18 protein-coding genes are annotated in these 16,176 nt (G+C 66.3%); 8 read left to right on the forward strand and 10 right to left on the reverse strand.

All coding sequences use genetic code 11. The features are described from left to right. The first annotated feature begins 4 nt into the window (after positions 1–4). The 4 genes from ACTJKY_RS07270 (at position 5) to ACTJKY_RS07285 (ending at position 3,437) form a co-directional block, all read left to right on the forward strand. Positions 5–841, forward strand: coding sequence for a cytochrome c1 (locus ACTJKY_RS07270; RefSeq protein ID WP_440845065.1), 837 nt, complete (start codon positions 5–7; stop codon positions 839–841). Beyond that, on the forward strand, positions 841–1,383 hold the full coding sequence (locus ACTJKY_RS07275) for an adenine phosphoribosyltransferase (protein WP_440845067.1): 543 nt from the start codon (positions 841–843) through the stop codon (positions 1,381–1,383). The genes ACTJKY_RS07270 and ACTJKY_RS07275 overlap by 1 nt, the downstream gene beginning before the upstream one ends. 95 nt (positions 1,384–1,478) lie before the next feature. After that, on the forward strand, positions 1,479–1,814 hold the full coding sequence (locus tag ACTJKY_RS07280; RefSeq protein ID WP_440845068.1) for a hypothetical protein: 336 nt from the start codon (positions 1,479–1,481) through the stop codon (positions 1,812–1,814). 315 nt (positions 1,815–2,129) lie between these two features. Next, positions 2,130–3,437 (forward strand): methyl-accepting chemotaxis protein, encoded by a 1,308-nt coding sequence (locus ACTJKY_RS07285; protein ID WP_440845069.1) that lies wholly within the window; start codon positions 2,130–2,132, stop codon positions 3,435–3,437. A 32-nt stretch (positions 3,438–3,469) separates the two neighbouring features. Here ACTJKY_RS07285 and ACTJKY_RS07290 read toward each other — a convergent pair whose 3' ends face one another. The 6 genes from ACTJKY_RS07290 to ACTJKY_RS07315 all read right to left on the reverse strand — a co-directional run bounded on the left by ACTJKY_RS07290 (position 3,470) and on the right by ACTJKY_RS07315 (position 8,735). Further along, positions 3,470–3,763: a hypothetical protein gene (locus ACTJKY_RS07290; protein ID WP_440845070.1), complete on the reverse strand. Its 294-nt coding sequence runs from the start codon at positions 3,761–3,763 to the stop codon at positions 3,470–3,472. A 66-nt stretch (positions 3,764–3,829) separates the two neighbouring features. Further along, positions 3,830–4,015 (reverse strand): hypothetical protein, encoded by a 186-nt coding sequence (locus tag ACTJKY_RS07295; RefSeq protein WP_440845071.1) that lies wholly within the window; start codon positions 4,013–4,015, stop codon positions 3,830–3,832. 49 nt (positions 4,016–4,064) lie between these two features. Then, positions 4,065–4,193: a hypothetical protein gene (locus tag ACTJKY_RS07300; protein ID WP_440845072.1), complete on the reverse strand. Its 129-nt coding sequence runs from the start codon at positions 4,191–4,193 to the stop codon at positions 4,065–4,067. Between the two features lie 920 nt (positions 4,194–5,113). Beyond that, the gene (locus ACTJKY_RS07305; RefSeq protein WP_440845073.1) at positions 5,114–5,563 is read right to left on the reverse strand and encodes a MaoC family dehydratase; all 450 of its coding nucleotides are present in this window, start codon (positions 5,561–5,563) and stop codon (positions 5,114–5,116) included. Positions 5,564–5,605: 42 nt separating this feature from the next. Continuing rightward, a complete protein-coding gene (locus ACTJKY_RS07310; protein ID WP_440845074.1) occupies positions 5,606–6,874 on the reverse strand; it encodes an alkaline phosphatase family protein in 1,269 nt (422 codons plus the stop codon). A gap of 91 nt (positions 6,875–6,965) precedes the next feature. Next, positions 6,966–8,735 carry a methyl-accepting chemotaxis protein gene (locus ACTJKY_RS07315; RefSeq protein WP_440845075.1) on the reverse strand — a complete coding sequence of 590 codons (1,770 nt, stop codon included), beginning with the start codon at positions 8,733–8,735 and terminating at the stop codon, positions 6,966–6,968. A gap of 239 nt (positions 8,736–8,974) precedes the next feature. Between ACTJKY_RS07315 and ACTJKY_RS07320 the strand changes: the two genes are divergently transcribed. Both ACTJKY_RS07320 and ACTJKY_RS07325 read left to right on the forward strand, forming a co-directional pair. Next, complete coding sequence (locus ACTJKY_RS07320; protein ID WP_440845076.1) at positions 8,975–10,411, forward strand: sensor histidine kinase; 1,437 nt, start codon at positions 8,975–8,977, stop codon at positions 10,409–10,411. Positions 10,412–10,421: 10 nt separating this feature from the next. Continuing rightward, positions 10,422–10,763: a response regulator gene (locus ACTJKY_RS07325; protein ID WP_440845077.1), complete on the forward strand. Its 342-nt coding sequence runs from the start codon at positions 10,422–10,424 to the stop codon at positions 10,761–10,763. Between the two features lie 182 nt (positions 10,764–10,945). On the opposite strand, the gene ychF is transcribed toward ACTJKY_RS07325, so the two are convergent. Then, the gene (gene ychF, locus ACTJKY_RS07330; RefSeq protein ID WP_440845078.1) at positions 10,946–12,043 is read right to left on the reverse strand and encodes a redox-regulated ATPase YchF; all 1,098 of its coding nucleotides are present in this window, start codon (positions 12,041–12,043) and stop codon (positions 10,946–10,948) included. Between the two features lie 189 nt (positions 12,044–12,232). On the opposite strand from ychF, the gene ACTJKY_RS07335 reads away from it, so the two are divergent. Beyond that, complete coding sequence (locus tag ACTJKY_RS07335; protein WP_440845080.1) at positions 12,233–13,243, forward strand: transferrin-binding protein-like solute binding protein; 1,011 nt, start codon at positions 12,233–12,235, stop codon at positions 13,241–13,243. A gap of 146 nt (positions 13,244–13,389) precedes the next feature. Here ACTJKY_RS07335 and ACTJKY_RS07340 read toward each other — a convergent pair whose 3' ends face one another. From ACTJKY_RS07340 to ACTJKY_RS07350, 3 genes are all read right to left on the reverse strand, one after another. Further along, a complete protein-coding gene (locus ACTJKY_RS07340) occupies positions 13,390–13,821 on the reverse strand; it encodes an NIPSNAP family protein (RefSeq protein ID WP_440845081.1) in 432 nt (143 codons plus the stop codon). Between the two features lie 97 nt (positions 13,822–13,918). Beyond that, on the reverse strand, positions 13,919–14,488 hold the full coding sequence (gene pth / locus ACTJKY_RS07345; protein ID WP_440845082.1) for an aminoacyl-tRNA hydrolase: 570 nt from the start codon (positions 14,486–14,488) through the stop codon (positions 13,919–13,921). Between the two features lie 81 nt (positions 14,489–14,569). After that, positions 14,570–15,172 (reverse strand): 50S ribosomal protein L25/general stress protein Ctc, encoded by a 603-nt coding sequence (locus ACTJKY_RS07350; protein WP_440845083.1) that lies wholly within the window; start codon positions 15,170–15,172, stop codon positions 14,570–14,572. A gap of 561 nt (positions 15,173–15,733) precedes the next feature. On the opposite strand from ACTJKY_RS07350, the gene ACTJKY_RS07355 reads away from it, so the two are divergent. After that, positions 15,734–16,150 (forward strand): acyltransferase, encoded by a 417-nt coding sequence (locus ACTJKY_RS07355; RefSeq protein WP_440845085.1) that lies wholly within the window; start codon positions 15,734–15,736, stop codon positions 16,148–16,150. Positions 16,151–16,176 lie beyond the last annotated feature (26 nt).

The following is a 16,176-nucleotide window of genomic DNA, read 5'->3' on the forward strand; positions in this document are numbered from 1 at the left end:
GACCATGACGTCGATCTTTTTCCGCTCGATCAAGTTCCTGATCGGTGCCGGCTTCGTCTTCGTGCTGCTGCTCGCCCTGATCGGCAGCATCACCGGCGTGATCAAGGAGCCGGCGAAGGAAACCGCCGAGCAGGCGCTGCACAAGCATCCGAAGGAACTGAGCCTCCCCTCGAACGGGCCGCTCGGCAAGTTCGATACGGCGCAACTCCAGCGCGGCTTCAAGGTGTACAAGGAAGTCTGCGCGGCGTGCCACTCGCTGCACATGATCGCCTTCCGCAACCTCAAGGACCTGGGGTACAGCGATGCCCAGGTGAAGAAGATCGCCAAGGAATGGGCGAACAAGCAGCCGGTGTTCGACGAGAAGGCCGGCACCTGGGGCGAGCGCGACAACATTCCGTCGGATCGCATCCCCAAGGTCTATTATGCCGGCACCGGCAACCCGCCGGACCTCAGCCTGATCACCAAGGCGCGGCATGACGGCGCAGCCTATGTCCATTCGCTGCTGACCGGCTATGGCGAGAAGCCCGATCCTGCAGTGGCGGCGCGCTTCCCGGAGGCGATGAAGACGCCCGAGGGCATGCACTTCAACCCCTATTTCGCCAATCTCAACATCGCGATGCCGCCGCCGCTGGTGAGCGACGGGCAGGTCCAGTATGACGACGGCAAGCTCGCCACCGTCGACCAGATGGCGAAGGACGTCTCCGCCTTCCTCGTCTGGACCGCCGAACCGACGCTGCAGACGCGCCACCAGGCGGGCGTGGCGGTCGTGATCTTCTTGCTGTTTGCCACCGGGCTCGCCTATGGCGCGTACCTCACGGTTTGGCGCGGCATGAAGCATTGATGGACACCCAGCAGAACGAAGACATCCGTAGTCGCATTCGCACGATCCCCGACTTTCCGAAGCCGGGGATCCTGTTTCGCGACATTACCACGCTGCTGCTCGATCCCGAGGGGCTGCGGCTGACGATCGAGAAGATGGCGGCGCAGGTCGACGGCAAGATCGACCTTGTCGCCGGCGTCGAGGCACGCGGCTTCGTGTTCGGCGCGGCGTTGGCGGTGCGGCTCGGTACCGGCGTGCTGCTGATCCGCAAGGACGGCAAGCTGCCGGGCGCGACGATCGCCGAGGATTATGCCCTCGAATATGGCACCGACCGGATCGCCATCCATGCCGATGCGCTGGTGCCCGGCGCCCGCGTGCTGCTGGTCGACGACCTGGTCGCCACCGGCGGCACGGCGCGCGCGGCGGTGCGGCTGCTGCGCAAGGCGGGGGCCGAGGTCGTCCAGGCCTCGTTCGTCGTCGACCTGCCGGATCTGGGCGGCGCCGATGCGCTGCGCGGCGACGGCATCCAGGTCGCGTCGCTCGTCGCGTTCGAAGGGCACTGACGGAACTCCGGCCGGCAGTTGTGCGCTTCTCCGCCCGAGGGGCGCGGCCATGGGGCATCGCCCCACCGCGCGCCTCCGGTAGAGGAGCGTGACCCATGCATATCGGTTTGAAATCCATTCTCGGCGCAGCTCTGCTCGGTGGGGCGGCGGCGCTCGGCGGCTGCATGGATGACGGCTATGGCTATGGCGGATCGCGTGTCGCGGTCGGCTATGGCGCGGGCTATGGCAGCCCCTACTGGGGCTGGTACGACGACTATTATTATCCCGGCACCGGCGTCTATGTGTACGACCGCTACCGGCATCGTCACGCCTGGAACGATGGTCAGCGCGCCTATTGGGAGCAGCGCCGCGGCGGTTGGCGGGGCGAACAGCGCTGGCGCAACAACTGGCGCGATTTCCGGGTGCGTCCGGGCGGATGGCGCCGGCGCTGACCGGCGCGCCTCTAAGCACCCCCTGCAATTCGTCGGCAAGCGACCGCGTGATCCCGTGGCAACCGAGAAAGCGCGGTCAAGCGGCGCTGGTATGCATCCAGCAAGTAGTTTTCATCTGTCAAAGTTGATGAGACGAGGGCAAGTCAAGGCGCCCGGGAAGGCCGCGCCGCGACTTCGCGAGCGCCAGAATGTTTCGAGAGAACAATGACATCCCACCGGGGTATACGTAATTTCCACTTGCGCCCCCGACACATGATGCTGCTGCTAATCCGTCTATGATGGGTTTGACGTAAATCAAGGAATAGGTGTGCGGGTATGCGGTGGTTCAAGGCAAACGCGCCGATTCGGCTGAAGCTGCTGATTGCCTTTGGGCTGTTCGTCGGGTTCATGCTGGTGGTTACTGCCGTGGACGCAATTCTGCCCTGGGCCCTGTCGCTCGAAATCGATGCCGCACTGACCTTGGCTGCCATCGTATCCGCCTGGTGGCTGCGCGAGGCGATCGCGATACCCTATGTTACCACGGTGGTCCGCATGGAGGCGCTCGCGGCGGGGGATCTCCAAAGCCCGATCGGCTATACCGAGTTCACCGATTGCGTCGGGCGGCTCACCCGCGCCATGGCCAGCTTCAAGCAGGCCGCCGAGGAGCAGATCGCGCAGAATCTGCTCGCCAAGGAACATGCGGCGGTGGTCCGCGGCATGGGCGTCTATTTCCAGCGGCTCTCCGACGGCGACCTCAGCGCCAAGATCGGCGAACACTATCCCGAAGAATTCAGCAACCTCAAGGACGGCTATAACGGCGCGATCGACCGGCTGCGCGACCTGATCGACGCACTGATGGACAGTACCCAGTCGATCGAGACCGGCAGCCGCGAGATCGCCCAGGCCTCGGGCAACCTTGCCCGCCGGACCGAACAGGCTTCGGCCGAATTGAGCCACACTGCGGTTGCCGTGAAGCAGATTACCGGCAGCGTGCGCGAGACGGCGGCCGCGGCCGACCAGTCGCTTGCCGCCAGCCACTCGGCGCGCTCGGCAGTGACCGAGGGCCGAAACCGCACTACCGCCGCCACCGTTGCGATGGAGGCGGTGACCGAAAGCTCGGCGGCAATCGACGGGGTGATCGAAGGCCTCGAGAAGATCGCCTTCCAGACGCGGGTGCTCGCGATGAACGCCGCGGTCGAGGCGGGGCGCGCCGGCGAGGCAGGCCGTGGCTTTGCGGTCGTCGCCGATCTGGTGAGCGCGCTCGCGCTGCGGGCCGAGACCGAATCGGCCAGCGCCAAGGATCAGCTGACCCGCGCGCGCGACGAGATCGGCACCGCCGTGGCTGCGGTCGGGCTGATCGATGAGGCGTTCCGAACGATCGAAACCTCGACCGAGGACAGCGCGCGGCGCGCCGACGAAATCGCCCGCGCCAGCCGCGAACAGGCGGATGCCACCAAGGCGGTCTCCGGCGCGCTCGGCTCGATCGAAGCGGGCATCCAGCAGAACGCCGCGATGGTGGAGGAAACCTCGGCGGCGACGACGCACCTCCTCCGCGAAGTGGAAGTGCTGAGCGGCCAGACCGGTGCCTTCAAGCTCGAGCGCGGGGCGGCGAAGCGGCGCGCGGCGATGCTGGAGGCTGCCTGAGCGACGGCGTCCGGCTGCGCTGCGCCCAGCCCTCAGCGCACCGGCAGCGGCATGCTCAACCCTGCCACGCCGCGGGGATCGAAGTCGCCGCGGCGAGATGCGGCCAGCAGTTCGCCTAAATGGTGGCCGGTGCTATCTCCGCCCGGCGCCATCCTGGCGTGGCAGACCGTCAGCAGATGCGCCGCGATGTCCAGCGCCAGCGGTGCCCAGCCTGTCGTGCCGGGCTTGATCAGGCAGATGCGGCCGTCCCCGTCCAGCGCGGGCAAGCGGATGACCGTCCAGGTAAAGCGGGGGTCGCGGCGGCGGATCGCTTCGGTTTCCAGCAAGCCGAGATCGTCGAGAAAGGCATAGTAGCGATCCGCGCCCGTGCGCGCGCTGACGCGAAAGTCACGCTAGTCCGGGTTCGGCTGCGGATCGCCCGAAACCGGTGAGAAGCTGCGGCGGGGCAGCGTGCTGCTCAGCCAGCCATCGATCGCGGCCGCCGCTGCGGCGCCGTCGGTCCCAGGGGCGAGCAGCGGCGCTGCAGCGCCGCCGCGCCGTCCTGCGACTCCGCGCCCTTGCCGCGCAGCTTGTTCCACAAACCTGTCATGCCGGGACCCTATCGCATCTGGGCGCGCGCCGTCAGGCTCAGAATGGGCTTTTGACCATATCAAAGGCACCGCCCGCCAGCTTGTCGCGGCCCAGCGCGCCGCCGATGCACCTCAGCAGGCCCCCGACCACCGTGCCCACGCCTGGGAAGATCGCGGTGCCGATCATCGCGGAGGTTCGCGCAACACGCTTCAAAACGGCCGCATTTGCCAATGCGGCTTACGAAATTTCAATTGGCCGAACGTCCGCTATCGCCCCACTTGCGGACGTTTCGCGATTTCGCTCAAGATGCCTTCCATGAAGCACGGTTCGCTAACGTCGGCGCCTCTGGTTGCCTGGATCACTGGCACCATGTGCCCAAGCTCCGCCCTCAGGACTGGAACTAGCATCGTTGCATCGCCCCAACGTGAAGAGTTGCTCGTTCGGTTTGACGTTTGAAGAGCGGTATGAGGGCTCGCATCCTATTCGTTTTAGCTAACGTATCGACGTTGGCAAATGTCATTTTAGCAGCTTATGCCTTGCTCGTATTGGCCGTATTCAACGTCTTCATATTGGAAGAACCTAACGCAATCTTCATAATTTTGAAAATTGTAGCGATGATTGTCGTTCCGTCCGTTGTGGTCTACCTATTCCGAACGAAGCGTTACGGGTGGTCTTTATTGGTAGGGATTTTGCACCTTGCCTATCTCGCCGCTGCCATGACCTTTCGGTGATCACGCTCTGCGAGATGACGAATGGCAGCTTCCCACCATAATCGGTCGTACCCCGAACGCTGCAAGAACGTCTTGCAGCATCGGCAATGTTCCCTATATGTACTAACCCGCTTTTAGGCGGGTGGCTCTTTGACCCCGCTGGTACTGCTTTCCTGCGCGAGGCGAGGCGATGCGCTTTTTGCGATCTGCTGTCTCGGCGCGCGGCACACGCCGAATGTTCACGAGCCTAAACTTCCTAAACTTAGCGTACCCGCGCCTGCGCATCGAGAAACGCGCTGAATTGCGCGCACGCCTAAACTTCCACAACTTCGGTCGCGGGCGGCCGCCCGGGAGCGGCATTTTTCCACCCATGTTTGCCGTTGCCTGACGGCTCGGTCACCCCGTCGTGCGGCGCGCGATCAGGGCGTTGGCGATGAAGGTGAGTACTGGTTCGTCCTGCTGGTTGAACGTCGTCAGCCGGCTGCGGACGATGCCCATGGTTGGGCGGCTCTGCGAGGCGCGGGCCTCCAGCACCTCGGTCTCGCAACGCAGCACGTCGCCCGGATAGACCGGCTTCAGCCAGCGCAATTCGTCGACGCCGGCCGCGCCTAGGCTGGCGATCGGGTTCTCTTCATAGTGCGCGACCAGCATCGCCATCGTCATCGCGCTGGTGTGCCAACCGCTCGCCGCGAGCCGGCCGAAATGGGTCTTCGCTGCCGCCTCGTCGGAGAGGTGGAAGGGCTGCGGATCATATTTTTGCGCGAAGGCGAGCACTTCCTCGCGGGTGACGGCGTAGCGACCGAAGCTTGCGCGGTCGCCGGGCTGGATATCGTCGAAATAGCGCATGGCGACGAGTTTCAATCAGAAACTGGAGGGTGGCAAGCGGATTCAGCGGGGCTGGAGCAGCGCGCGGAAGGGCGCGTCGTCGCCGTCGAGAGCCGACTTCGGCGGCAGGCCGAGCAAGTCGCGGAGCAGCGGGGTGATGTCGACATTGTCGAACGCCGACACGTTGCCGTGGCGGAAGGCGGGGCCGGCGGCGATGAACAGCGCGGCCATGTCCGCCGCCTGATTGTCATAGCCATGCTCGCCGTGGGTGAAGGGCGCGTCGGGCAGCTTCTCGACGATCAACCAGCGCGGTTCGGCGAGGCAGAAGAGCGCGGCGATCCGCGGGTTGCTGCCGTAGTGGAAGCGCGCCGGAATCTCCGCCTTGCGCCAGCATTCCATGTGCGGATGGGGGCGAAGCAATGCCTGTTCGACCTCCCTTTCCTTGCCGGACAGGGGATTGAGCGCGGCGAACGGGCCGGCTTCGATCAGGTGGTAGCTGTCCTTGGGCAGACCCAGCGGAATGACGCGGGTGTCGCTGGTCTCCGACATGCCATGATCGGAGACCACGACCAGGTTGGCCGGCTGGTGGAGCGCGGCGAGCCCCGCGACCAGCGCGCCGATCTGCGTGTCGACCGCGGCGGCGGCCCGGGTGACCTCGGGCGAGTCCGGCCCATGTTCGTGGCCGACCACGTCGACGCGGTCGAAATAGAGGGTGACGAAGCGCGGGCGGCTGGCGGCGGGGCGACGCAGCCAGTCGAGCACGGTATCGACGCGCTGGGTGTCGTTCACCGCCTGGTTGTACTGGAGCCAGTCGCGCGGGCGGATGCCGCCGGCATAGTCGCCGTGATCGGGCTTGGTGACCAGGCTGCCCCAAGCGACGTTCGCGCCCGGCCAGAACACGGTGCCGGAACGGATGCCGGCCTCTTCCGCTTCCACCCAGATCGGCGCGGCGGCGTTCCACCAATAGGGGGCGTCGCTGGCGGTGGTGAAGGTCTCGTTCGGGTGGGCAGCATCTTCCATCCGGTTGCCGACGATGCCGTGATGGTCCGGCACCATGCCCGTGACGAGCGTCCAGTGATTGGGGAAGGTCTTGCTCGGAAAGCTCGGCCGCATCGGCCCGGTAATGCCCTGCGCGGCGAGGCGGGTGAGGTTGGGCGTTACGCCGCGCTGGAGATAATCGGCGCGGAAACCGTCGATCGAGATCAGGATCGTCACCGGCGGCCGAGCTTCGTTGCGCGCGGCTGGCGGGGGCGGGGTAGGTGCCGCTGGGGTGGCACAGGCCTGAAGGACCGCGAGGAGGGCGGCGGCGGCGATTCTGCTGGTCCAGCGCATGGCGGCTCCTTGCGCCGGATTCGTTGCGGGGGGAAGGGCGGGGTGGCCCCGCCGCCCTACGCCCGCCGTGCGTGTCGGGCCGGGACTCCGCTCAATCCAGCATCGCGTAGGCGGGTTCGGCGGCGGCATGGCGGTAGGCGGGGGCCTCCTCCTCCACCACGCGGAACGCCTCGGCATTGCCAAGCAGCGTGGCTGCTTCGCGATCGAGCGAGCGGGCAGCCGCCGAGGTCTGTTCCACCATCGCGGCGTTCTGCTGGGTGGCCGTCTCCATCTCGACCACCGAGCGGGTGATGCCGGAGATCGCGCTGGCCTGGGAGCGATTGTCCTCGCGCAGCGCCTGGAGCAGCGCCTGCACGCTGTCGAAATTCTCGACGATCTCGCCCAGCGCCGTATCGACCGCGCGGACCTCGCTGGCGGCGGTGGCGACGTCCACCTGCGTCTCGTTGATCAGATCGCGGCCGCGCTTGGCCTCTTCCTCCGAACGCAGTGCGAGTGCCGAGACGAGATCGGCGACCACTGCGAAACCGCGCCCGGCCTCACCGGCGCGCCCGGCCTCCACGGCGGCGTTCATCGCCAGGACGCGCGTCTGGAATGCGATCTTGTCCAGGCCTTCCACCACCGTGTCGATCGCATTGGCGCGTTCGGAGACGCTGTTCATGGCCATCGCCGCGTTCCGCGCGGTGCTGCGGCCCGAATGGACCATCGCGCCGGCATGCTCTGCGCGCTCCATCGTGGTCTCGGCCGAGAGGCTGCTGCTCTTCAGCCGGTTTTCGATCAGCTGGATCGCGGCGCTGGTTTCCTGCAGCGTGTTCGCGGTCATTTCGGTGCGGCGTGCCAAGTCCTCCGAGGCGGTGGCGATCTCGCTGGAGCCGGTGCCGATGTTGCGCGCGCTGTGGATCGCCGTGCGCAGCATCTCCGAAAGCGCGGCGGCGGCGCGATTGAAATTCAGGCGAACGGGTTCGTAGATGCCGGGGAAGGCGGTGGTGATGCGGTGGCGCAGATCGCCCTTTTCGAGCGCGGCGAGCGCGGCGCCCAGCATCTCTCCGACATTTTCCTGTTCGGCGAGGTGTGCGGCGTCCATCTCGGCGCGGCTGCGCGCAGCGGCGTGGAAGCGGGCCACGGCCTGGGCGATGTCGCCCAGCTCGTCGGTGCGGTCGCGATAGGGAATGGCGGTGTCCTGCCCGCGCGACAGCGTGGTGGTCGCCTGGGCGACCTGGGCCAGCGGCTGGGCGACGCGGCGGGTGAGCCACCAGGCAAACCAGCCGATTGTGCCGAACAGCGCCAGCGCGAGCAGCGTCAGCACGCCGATCGAGACGCCCAGCGACTGGGCGGAGCGATCGCCGAACGCGGCCTGTTCTTCGGCGGTGGCGCGGACCAGCGCATCGATCGCCTTGCGGTGGGCTTCATAGGCTTGCGTGAGCACGGCATAGCGGGCGCGGGCGGTGACCATGTCTTTCGCGGCAATGGCGTCGAGGAACGCGCCTTGCGCCTCCTGCCAGAACCGCATCGCCGGGGTGTGCGTGTCGGCCAGGATCGCGCGCTTCAGCCGATCGGGCAGTTCCGATTGCTCCCATACCGCGTGGCGCTCGTCATAGGCCTTGCGCAGTTCGGCGAGGCGGGTGCGGGTGGCGTCGACCCGCTCGGGGTGATCCAGCAGCAGCGTCGCTTCCAGATAGGGCTCGATGATATATTCGGGCGGCGGCAGGATGTCGGCGTTGAGGTCGGCGATTTCCATCGACGCGCGGTGCATCGGCCCGCCCATCCGGATGGCGTGGATTCGCCAGGCCGAAACCGCGAAGGCGACGGCCAAAAGCAGGATGAGCGCAATCGCGCCGCTGCGAACTCGCGCGGTAATCGTCATGTGATCCCCTTGATCGGCAGGTCCCCCGACCCAGGCCCATTGTAGAAACATTTCTCGCGCGTTGCCGACCGACGCGAAGATTTGTTGCCAGCCTGCCGAACGCCGCGGTACGGCATGGCGCTGCCGCCCGAGCGCCTGACCCAAATTAGCGCCGCCGGATCAGGGATTGAACGATTGCGGAGCAGAGACATTGTGCTCGCCACCGGGGCAAGGTGCGTGTGCTGCAGGGAGGGATTAGGATGGGCGACGAAGGCTACCCGATCGGCGGGGGGCAGCTAGGGCAGTTGATCCGGGATTTCGACTGGGCCGCCACCGCGATCGGCCCATTGTCGCAGTGGCCGCAGAGCCTCAAGTCCGTCACCCAGATGCTGCTGCTTTCGCCGGTGCCGATCGTGCTGCTGTGGGGCGAGGACGGCGTGATGATCTACAACGACGCCTATTCCGAATTCGCCGGCAGCCGGCACCCGGCGTTGCTGGGCTCCAAGGTCCGGGAGGGCTGGGCGGAGGTCGCCGATTTCAACGACAACGTGATGCGCGTGGGCCTGGGCGGCGGCACGCTGGCCTATCGTGATCAGGAGCTGGCGCTGCAGCGGCGGGGCAAGCTGGAGCCGGTGTGGATGGACCTGGATTACTCGCCGGTGCTCGACGAGACCGGCACGCCGGCGGGCGTGATCGCGATCGTGGTGGAAACCACCCAGAAGGTGCTGGCCCAGCGCCAGCTGCGCGAAAGTGAGCGCCGCCTGCGCGCCTTTGTCGAGGCGACGTCGGACGCGATCTATCGCATGAGCCCGGACTGGTCCGAACTTCTTCACATGGACGGCGGCACGTTCCTTACCGATACCGATGCCGCGATGCCGGACTGGGTGCAAACCTATCTCCACCCCGAGGATCGAGACCGCGTGCAGGCGGCGATCGACGCCGCGGTGGCGACCCGCCAGCCGCTCGAACTCGAACACCGCGTCCGCCAGGCGGATGGCAGCGTCGGCTGGGTGGCGTCGCGCGCGGTGCCGCTCACCGATGAGGCGGGTAATCTGGTCGAATGGTTCGGCGCCGCGTCCGACATCACCGAGCAGCGGCGGACCAACGAGCATCTCCGGCTGGTGATCAACGAGCTCAACCACCGCGTGAAGAACACGCTGGCGATGGTGCAGGCGATCGCGATGCGCACCTTCCGCGATGCACCCGATCTGGCGGCGGCGCAGGAGCAGTTCGCCGCGCGGCTGGTTGCGCTCGCCCAGGCCAACGACCTGCTCACCGGCGAGCGCTGGGCCGGCGCGTCGCTGAAGGAGGCGATCGGCCAGGCGGTGCGGCCGCACCAGCATGATCCCGCGCGTTGCACGCTGCAGGGGCCGGACGTGCGCATCTCGCCCAAGACCGCGCTGGCGCTGGCGCTGGCGATGCACGAACTTTCCACCAACGCAGTGAAATATGGTGCCTGGTCGAACGAAACGGGCCGGGTGGCGGTCGCCTGGTCGGTGGCAAATGGCCAATTGCTGCTCGAATGGCGCGAACGCGATGGGCCGATTGTAGCGGCGCCGGCGCGGCGCGGGTTCGGATCGCGGCTGATCGAACGTGGCCTGGCGGGGGAACTTGGCGGCAAGGTGACGCTTTACTTCGAGCCCGAGGGGTTGCGCTGCACCGTCGAGGCGCCGCTCGCCGCTGTGACCGTAGAGTAGGATTGTTGCCGTGCGTGTCCTGATCGTCGAAGATGAGATGACGATCGCTTTCCTCATCGAGGACATGCTCACCGATCTCGGCCATGAAGTGGTGGAGATCGCGATGCGGCTGCCGGAGGCGCTGGAAGCGGCGCGGCGCGTGGAGGCGGACCTGGCTATCCTCGACGTCAATCTCGACGGCCATCGCTCGTTTCCGGTCGCGGACATCCTCGCCGAACGCGCGATCCCCTATGCCTTCGCCACCGGCTATGGCGCGCTGGGACTGGAGGGTGCCTATCGCGAGCGCCCTGTGCTGGCCAAGCCGTTCCTGCGCGAGCATCTCGCGGCGCTGATCGTGAAGGCGTGCGGGTAAATTCTTAAGCCCCTCCTCCTGGGAGGAGGGGTTGGAAGTGGAGGGATTCCAGAACGCAAGTTGGTCTCGGTGAGACACTGCGCCACCCCAACCCCGCATCAGGTGAACAGCGCCCCGCGCTGTTCAGGCGCTGCCGGGGGCAGCGCCGACCTGATGCGCCTGAAGGAGAGGGGCTTAGAAGCTCAGCTGTGCAGGAAGTGCATCACGTCGCCGTCGTTGACGATGTACGCCTTGCCTTCCGCGCGCAGCTTGCCGGCCTCGCGCGCCTTGGCTTCGCCGCCCAGCGCGACAAAATCGTCGAACGCGATGGTTTCGGCGCGGATGAAGCCCTTTTCGAAATCGCTGTGGATCTCGCCGGCCGCATTGGGCGCGGTGGCGCCGCGATGGACGGTCCAGGCACGTGCTTCTTTGGGGCCGACGGTGAAGAAGGTCAGCAGGTCGAGCAGCGTGTAGCCGGCGCGGATCACGCGGGCGAGGCCGGTTTCCTCCAGCCCCAGCTCGCCGAGGAACTCGCCGCGCTCCTCGATCGGCATGGTCGCGATCTCGGCCTCGATCGCCGCCGAGACGACCACCGCCTGCGCGCCTTCGGCCGCCGCCTTAGCGAAGACCTTGGCCGAGAGCTCGTTGCCGTTCGCCGCGTCTTCCTCGTTGACGTTGCAGACGTAGAGCACCGGCTTGGCGGTGAGCAGCTGGGCGAGGCGCAGGTGGCGGGCCTCGTCCTCGTCCTTGGGCTGGGTGAGACGCGCGGGCTTGCCGTCGCGCAGCAGGTCCAGCGCCTGGCCGAGCACCGATGCGGCGGCCTTGGCCTCCTTGTCGCCCTGCGCCGCCTTCTTGGCGAGGTTCGGCACGCGCTTCTCCAGGCTCTCGAGGTCGGAGAGCATCAGCTCGGTCTCGACCGTCTCGGCATCGGCGATCGGATCGACGCGGTTGTCGACATGCTGGATGTCGTCATTCTCGAAGCAGCGCAGCACGTGGACGACCGCGTCCACCTCGCGGATGTTGCCGAGGAACTGGTTGCCCAGGCCTTCGCCCTTGCTGGCGCCGCGCACCAGACCAGCGATGTCGACGAAGCCGAGCTGCGTCTCGATGATCTTCTGCGAGCCGGCAATCTCGGCCAGCTTGTTCAGCCGCGGATCGGGGACCGCGACGTTGCCGACGTTCGGCTCGATCGTGCAGAACGGATAATTGGCTGCCTGCGCTGCGGCCGTCTCGGTCAGCGCGTTGAAAAGCGTGGACTTGCCGACATTGGGCAGGCCGACGATGCCGCAACGGAAACCCATGGGTGTTCAATCCTGTGATGAAGGGCCGGCGGAGGCGCCGGCAAGGTTGCCCGCTCGATAGGCGCATGCCGCGGCTTTTTCCAGTGCGACGCGTGCGCCTTGCGTCTAGCCTTGACGTGGGGCCGTTCATCTGGGGTACAGGGGCCGCAAGGTCTTTCCTGCAGGCGCAGGTTCACGAGGAGTTTTCGTATGATTCGCCGTATCGTCATTCTGGGCACGGCTGCGGCCGCGGCGGCGCTGGCCAGCTGCGGTGGCGGAAGCTCCTCGTCCACCCCGACGCCGACGCCGACGGCGTCCGGCTCGGCGACTCCCACCCCGACGCCCAGCGCGACCTACACCGCGTTCCCGCTGGCCGCGGCGGCGAACTTCAACACGCTGGACGCGACGACCAACTATACCGGCGACGACACGGCCGGTGCCGTCACGCTGGGCCTGACCACGACCGAGACGATCGGTGCGCGCGTCAACCTCGCCGCCACCGCGGACCTGACCAACGGCATTTTCGTCATCGACGAGGGCAGCGAGGAATCGCGCTTCACCGGCACCAACGTGACGGTCACCGCGGCACCCACGGTCAACGAGTTCGTGTACCGGTTGGTCAGCACCGCCACCGGCGCGCTGCCGGGCAATTTCAGCCAGCTGGAAGTGCTCAACAACATCACCGCAGCGAGCCTGGAGACCACGGACAGCCTGCTCGGCAAGCTGAGCGTGTTGAGCTATGCCAACTGGTGGCGCGGCGATTCCACCACCGGCCAGAAGCGGCTGACCTATTCGATCTGGGGCTACCAGACGGCTACGTACGACATGCCGCTTACGGGCACCGCCACTTACAACGCCCGCATCGTCGGCCGCGCGGTGGGCGTCGCCAACAATGCGACGACGATCAACCGCGTGGGCGGCACCGCGACGGTGACGGTGAACTTCGCCACCGGCCTGGTTACCACCGCGCTCAACATGACGACGGTGCCGACGAGCGGTGCCGAGACGCCGTATGTGACGCTGAACGCCCAGGGCGCACTGCCGATCTCCGGCAACCAGTTCACCGGCAGCTTCGCCAGCGGCAGCCCGGCGACCGGCACGATCGCCGGCAGCTTCTATGGCTCGAAGGGCGTGAACATCGGCATCGTGTTCGGTGCGGTCGGCACGATCAACGGCGCGGATACCCGCATCGTCGGCGAGTTGGTCGGCCTGAAGCAGTAACGCGCTTCGCCCGCAGAGATGAAGAAAGGGGCTCGGGCAACCGGGCCCCTTTTTCTTTGGACGGTCAGCGGAGCAGGAGCAGGAACGGCAAGGCGATCAGGCCGAGCACGAGCAGGCAGCCGATGCCCTTCTTCAGCGCCTGCCGCTTACCGGACCGGTGCGAGTGCGGGCGAATAGTCGGTCATCGTCATGAAGATGCTCTCGACCTTGGTGACGATCTTGCCGTTCGCCTCGGACTCGGCGACCACTTTCTGCCATTCGGGATCGGCGCCGAACGCCTTCCAGTCCGCCTCGCGCGCCTCGCGGCTGGGGTAGGAGAGGATGTAGACCACCCGGCCCTCCGGCGCGTCCGGGCGGGGCAGCTCGTTCCAATAGGCGACATTGTGCATGCCGTGCCTGGCGAATAGCTTGAGCGTGTGGTTGCGGAAGCGGGCATTGAGCGCTTCGGCCTTGCCTGGGGCAGGATAATAGATGCGCAGCTCATAGACCGGCTGCGGCGCCTGGGCGGTGGCGGTCTGTGCCAAAGCGGGTGCGGCGAGCGGCAGGAGAGCGAGCAGGGCGGGCAGGGCGAGGCGCATCGGGCATCCCTTCATCGAGGTCGACGGGCAGGATGCCACGACTGTCGCCCGTAGCAAGCGGTACGGCGCTGAACGTGCAGAGAAATCTGGCCGGCGCTCAGTCCTGCATCCGCCGCGCCACCTCGTTCATGAAGCGGACGTCGTCCCCCGCTGCCAGCCAGGAGGCCTCGGCCGCGATCGCGCCGAGCATGTCGCTGAGCGGCTCGATCTCGGTCTTGGCGTAATTGCCCAGCACATAGCCGGTCACCCGATCCTTGTGCCCGGGATGGCCGATGCCCAGCCGCACCCGGCGGAACTCCGGCCCCAGATGCGCGTCGGTGGAGCGCAGGCCGTTATGCCCCGCCGTGCCGCCGCCGCGCTTCACCTTCACCTTCATCGGCAGCAGGTCGAGCTCGTCGTGGAAGACGGTCACGTCCTCCGGGCTGAGCTTGTAGAAGTCCATCGCGGCGCGCACGGCGCGGCCGCTCTCGTTCATGAAGGTGCCGGGCTTGAGCAGCACGATCTTCTCGGTGCCGATGCGGCCTTCCTGGGTCCAGCCCTGGAACTGCTTCTTGGGCGCGGAGAAGCCGTGCACCTCGGCCAGCGCATCCAGGACCATGAACCCGACATTGTGGCGGTGCATCGCATATTGCGGCCCCGGATTGCCGAGACCCACCCATAGCTGCATCACCTAACACTCCCGAAAAGAAAATCGCCCCCGCACCTAGGGTGCGGAGGCGATCTTTTGAACCCGTGAAGGGAAGGCCGATCAGCCCTCGGCCGACTCGGCTTCCGCTTCGCCGTCCGCCGACTTCAGCGCCGACGGTGCGACGACCGTGGCGATGGTGAAGTCGCGATCGGTGATCGCAGGGGTCGCGCCCTTGGGCAGGGTCACGGCCGAGATGTGCAGCGAATCGCCGACTTCGAGGCCCTCGAGCGAGATTTCGATCTGCTCGGGGATCTCGGCTGCGTCGACCACCAGCTCCAGCTCGTGGCGGACGATGTTGAGCACGCCGCCGCGCTTCAGGCCGGGGGCCAGCTCTTCGTCGACGAACACGATCGGCACTTCGACGTGGACCGTCGCGTGCTCGGAGATGCGCAGGAAGTCGACGTGCAGCGGACGCTCGGTCACGACGTCGAAAGCGACGTCCTTGGCCAGCGTGCGCTCGCCGTTGACCATGATCACCGAGTTGAAGAAGTGGCCGGTGTTCAGCAGCTTCTGCAGCTCACGCTCGTTGAGGTGGATGCTCTGCGGATCCTGCTTGTTGCCATAGATCACGGCGGGGACGCGGCCTTCACGACGCAGCGCCCGGGAGGCTCCCTTGCCAGCCCGGTCGCGCGTTTCGGCCGACAGCGTAAGCGTGTCGCTCATGTGTCGATTTCCAATGCGCTAAATGTTTCAACGTGCATGCAGCGGCAGGCCTCCAGGGATGACCCTGCCACGGCAAGCGCGCGCCTATAGCCGAAGCGCCGCGAAATCGCAAGACGCGCACTGCCCCGTTGGCCAGCATGGTGCGACGCAACATTTTTTTGGGAGCCGAAGCCGGTTTCGAGTGTTATACCTCGCCGCTGCCCGGTCTTCCGGCATTGCGCCGATTGTCGACGACGAACGGCCGCATTCCGAGGGTAGGCGGTGCAATTAGATAATAATTGATGAACATCGACGCTTGCGGCGGTGGAAGATCGCCGACTAAAAGGACGACGAAGCGCGGTATCCTGTGGCCCTTGTGCATGTGCGTTATGGCGTAGGGGGCGGCTTGAACGGTGATGTAGTGGTCTGAGCTAATCGATCGGCGGAAACGAAGTATTGATTGGTTGAAATTGCGCTCGGGGGATTAAGATGGCGAAATTCGGAGCTGCGGCTCTCATCCGGCGGAAGCTCAGGCGCTATGCGGTTGAGATCTATCGGCAGTATCTCAACAGGTTCTGGGGCATGCATATCGCCGAAGGTTGCGCCATCTCGCTCTCTTCGAAGCTGGACAAGGCACACCCGGACGGCGTCTGGATCGGCAAGGACACGGCGGTCAGCTTCGGCGCGGCCATCCTGACGCACGACTATGTGCGCCGGATGCACCTGAAGACGATCATCGGCGAACGCTGCCAGATCGGCGCGCATTCGATCATCTTTCCGGGCGTGAAGATCGGCGACAGCTGCATCATCGCCGCCGGCAGCGTGGTGATGCGCGACATTCCCGATGGCTGCCTCGCTGGCGGCAACCCCGCGCGCGTGATGGAAAAGGGCATCGTCACCGGGCAGTGGGGCCTCATTCTTTCGCGCGCCAGCGCCGATGCGGCGGCGGCTGCTGCGGCAGCGCCGGCTGCCGCCTCCACGCCCGCCGACGCGGCATAATCTCTTTCTCTCCCCATCAAGGATCT

Source organism: Sphingomonas sp. 22176 (assembly GCF_052045505.1).
Lineage (GTDB): Bacteria > Pseudomonadota > Alphaproteobacteria > Sphingomonadales > Sphingomonadaceae > Sphingomonas.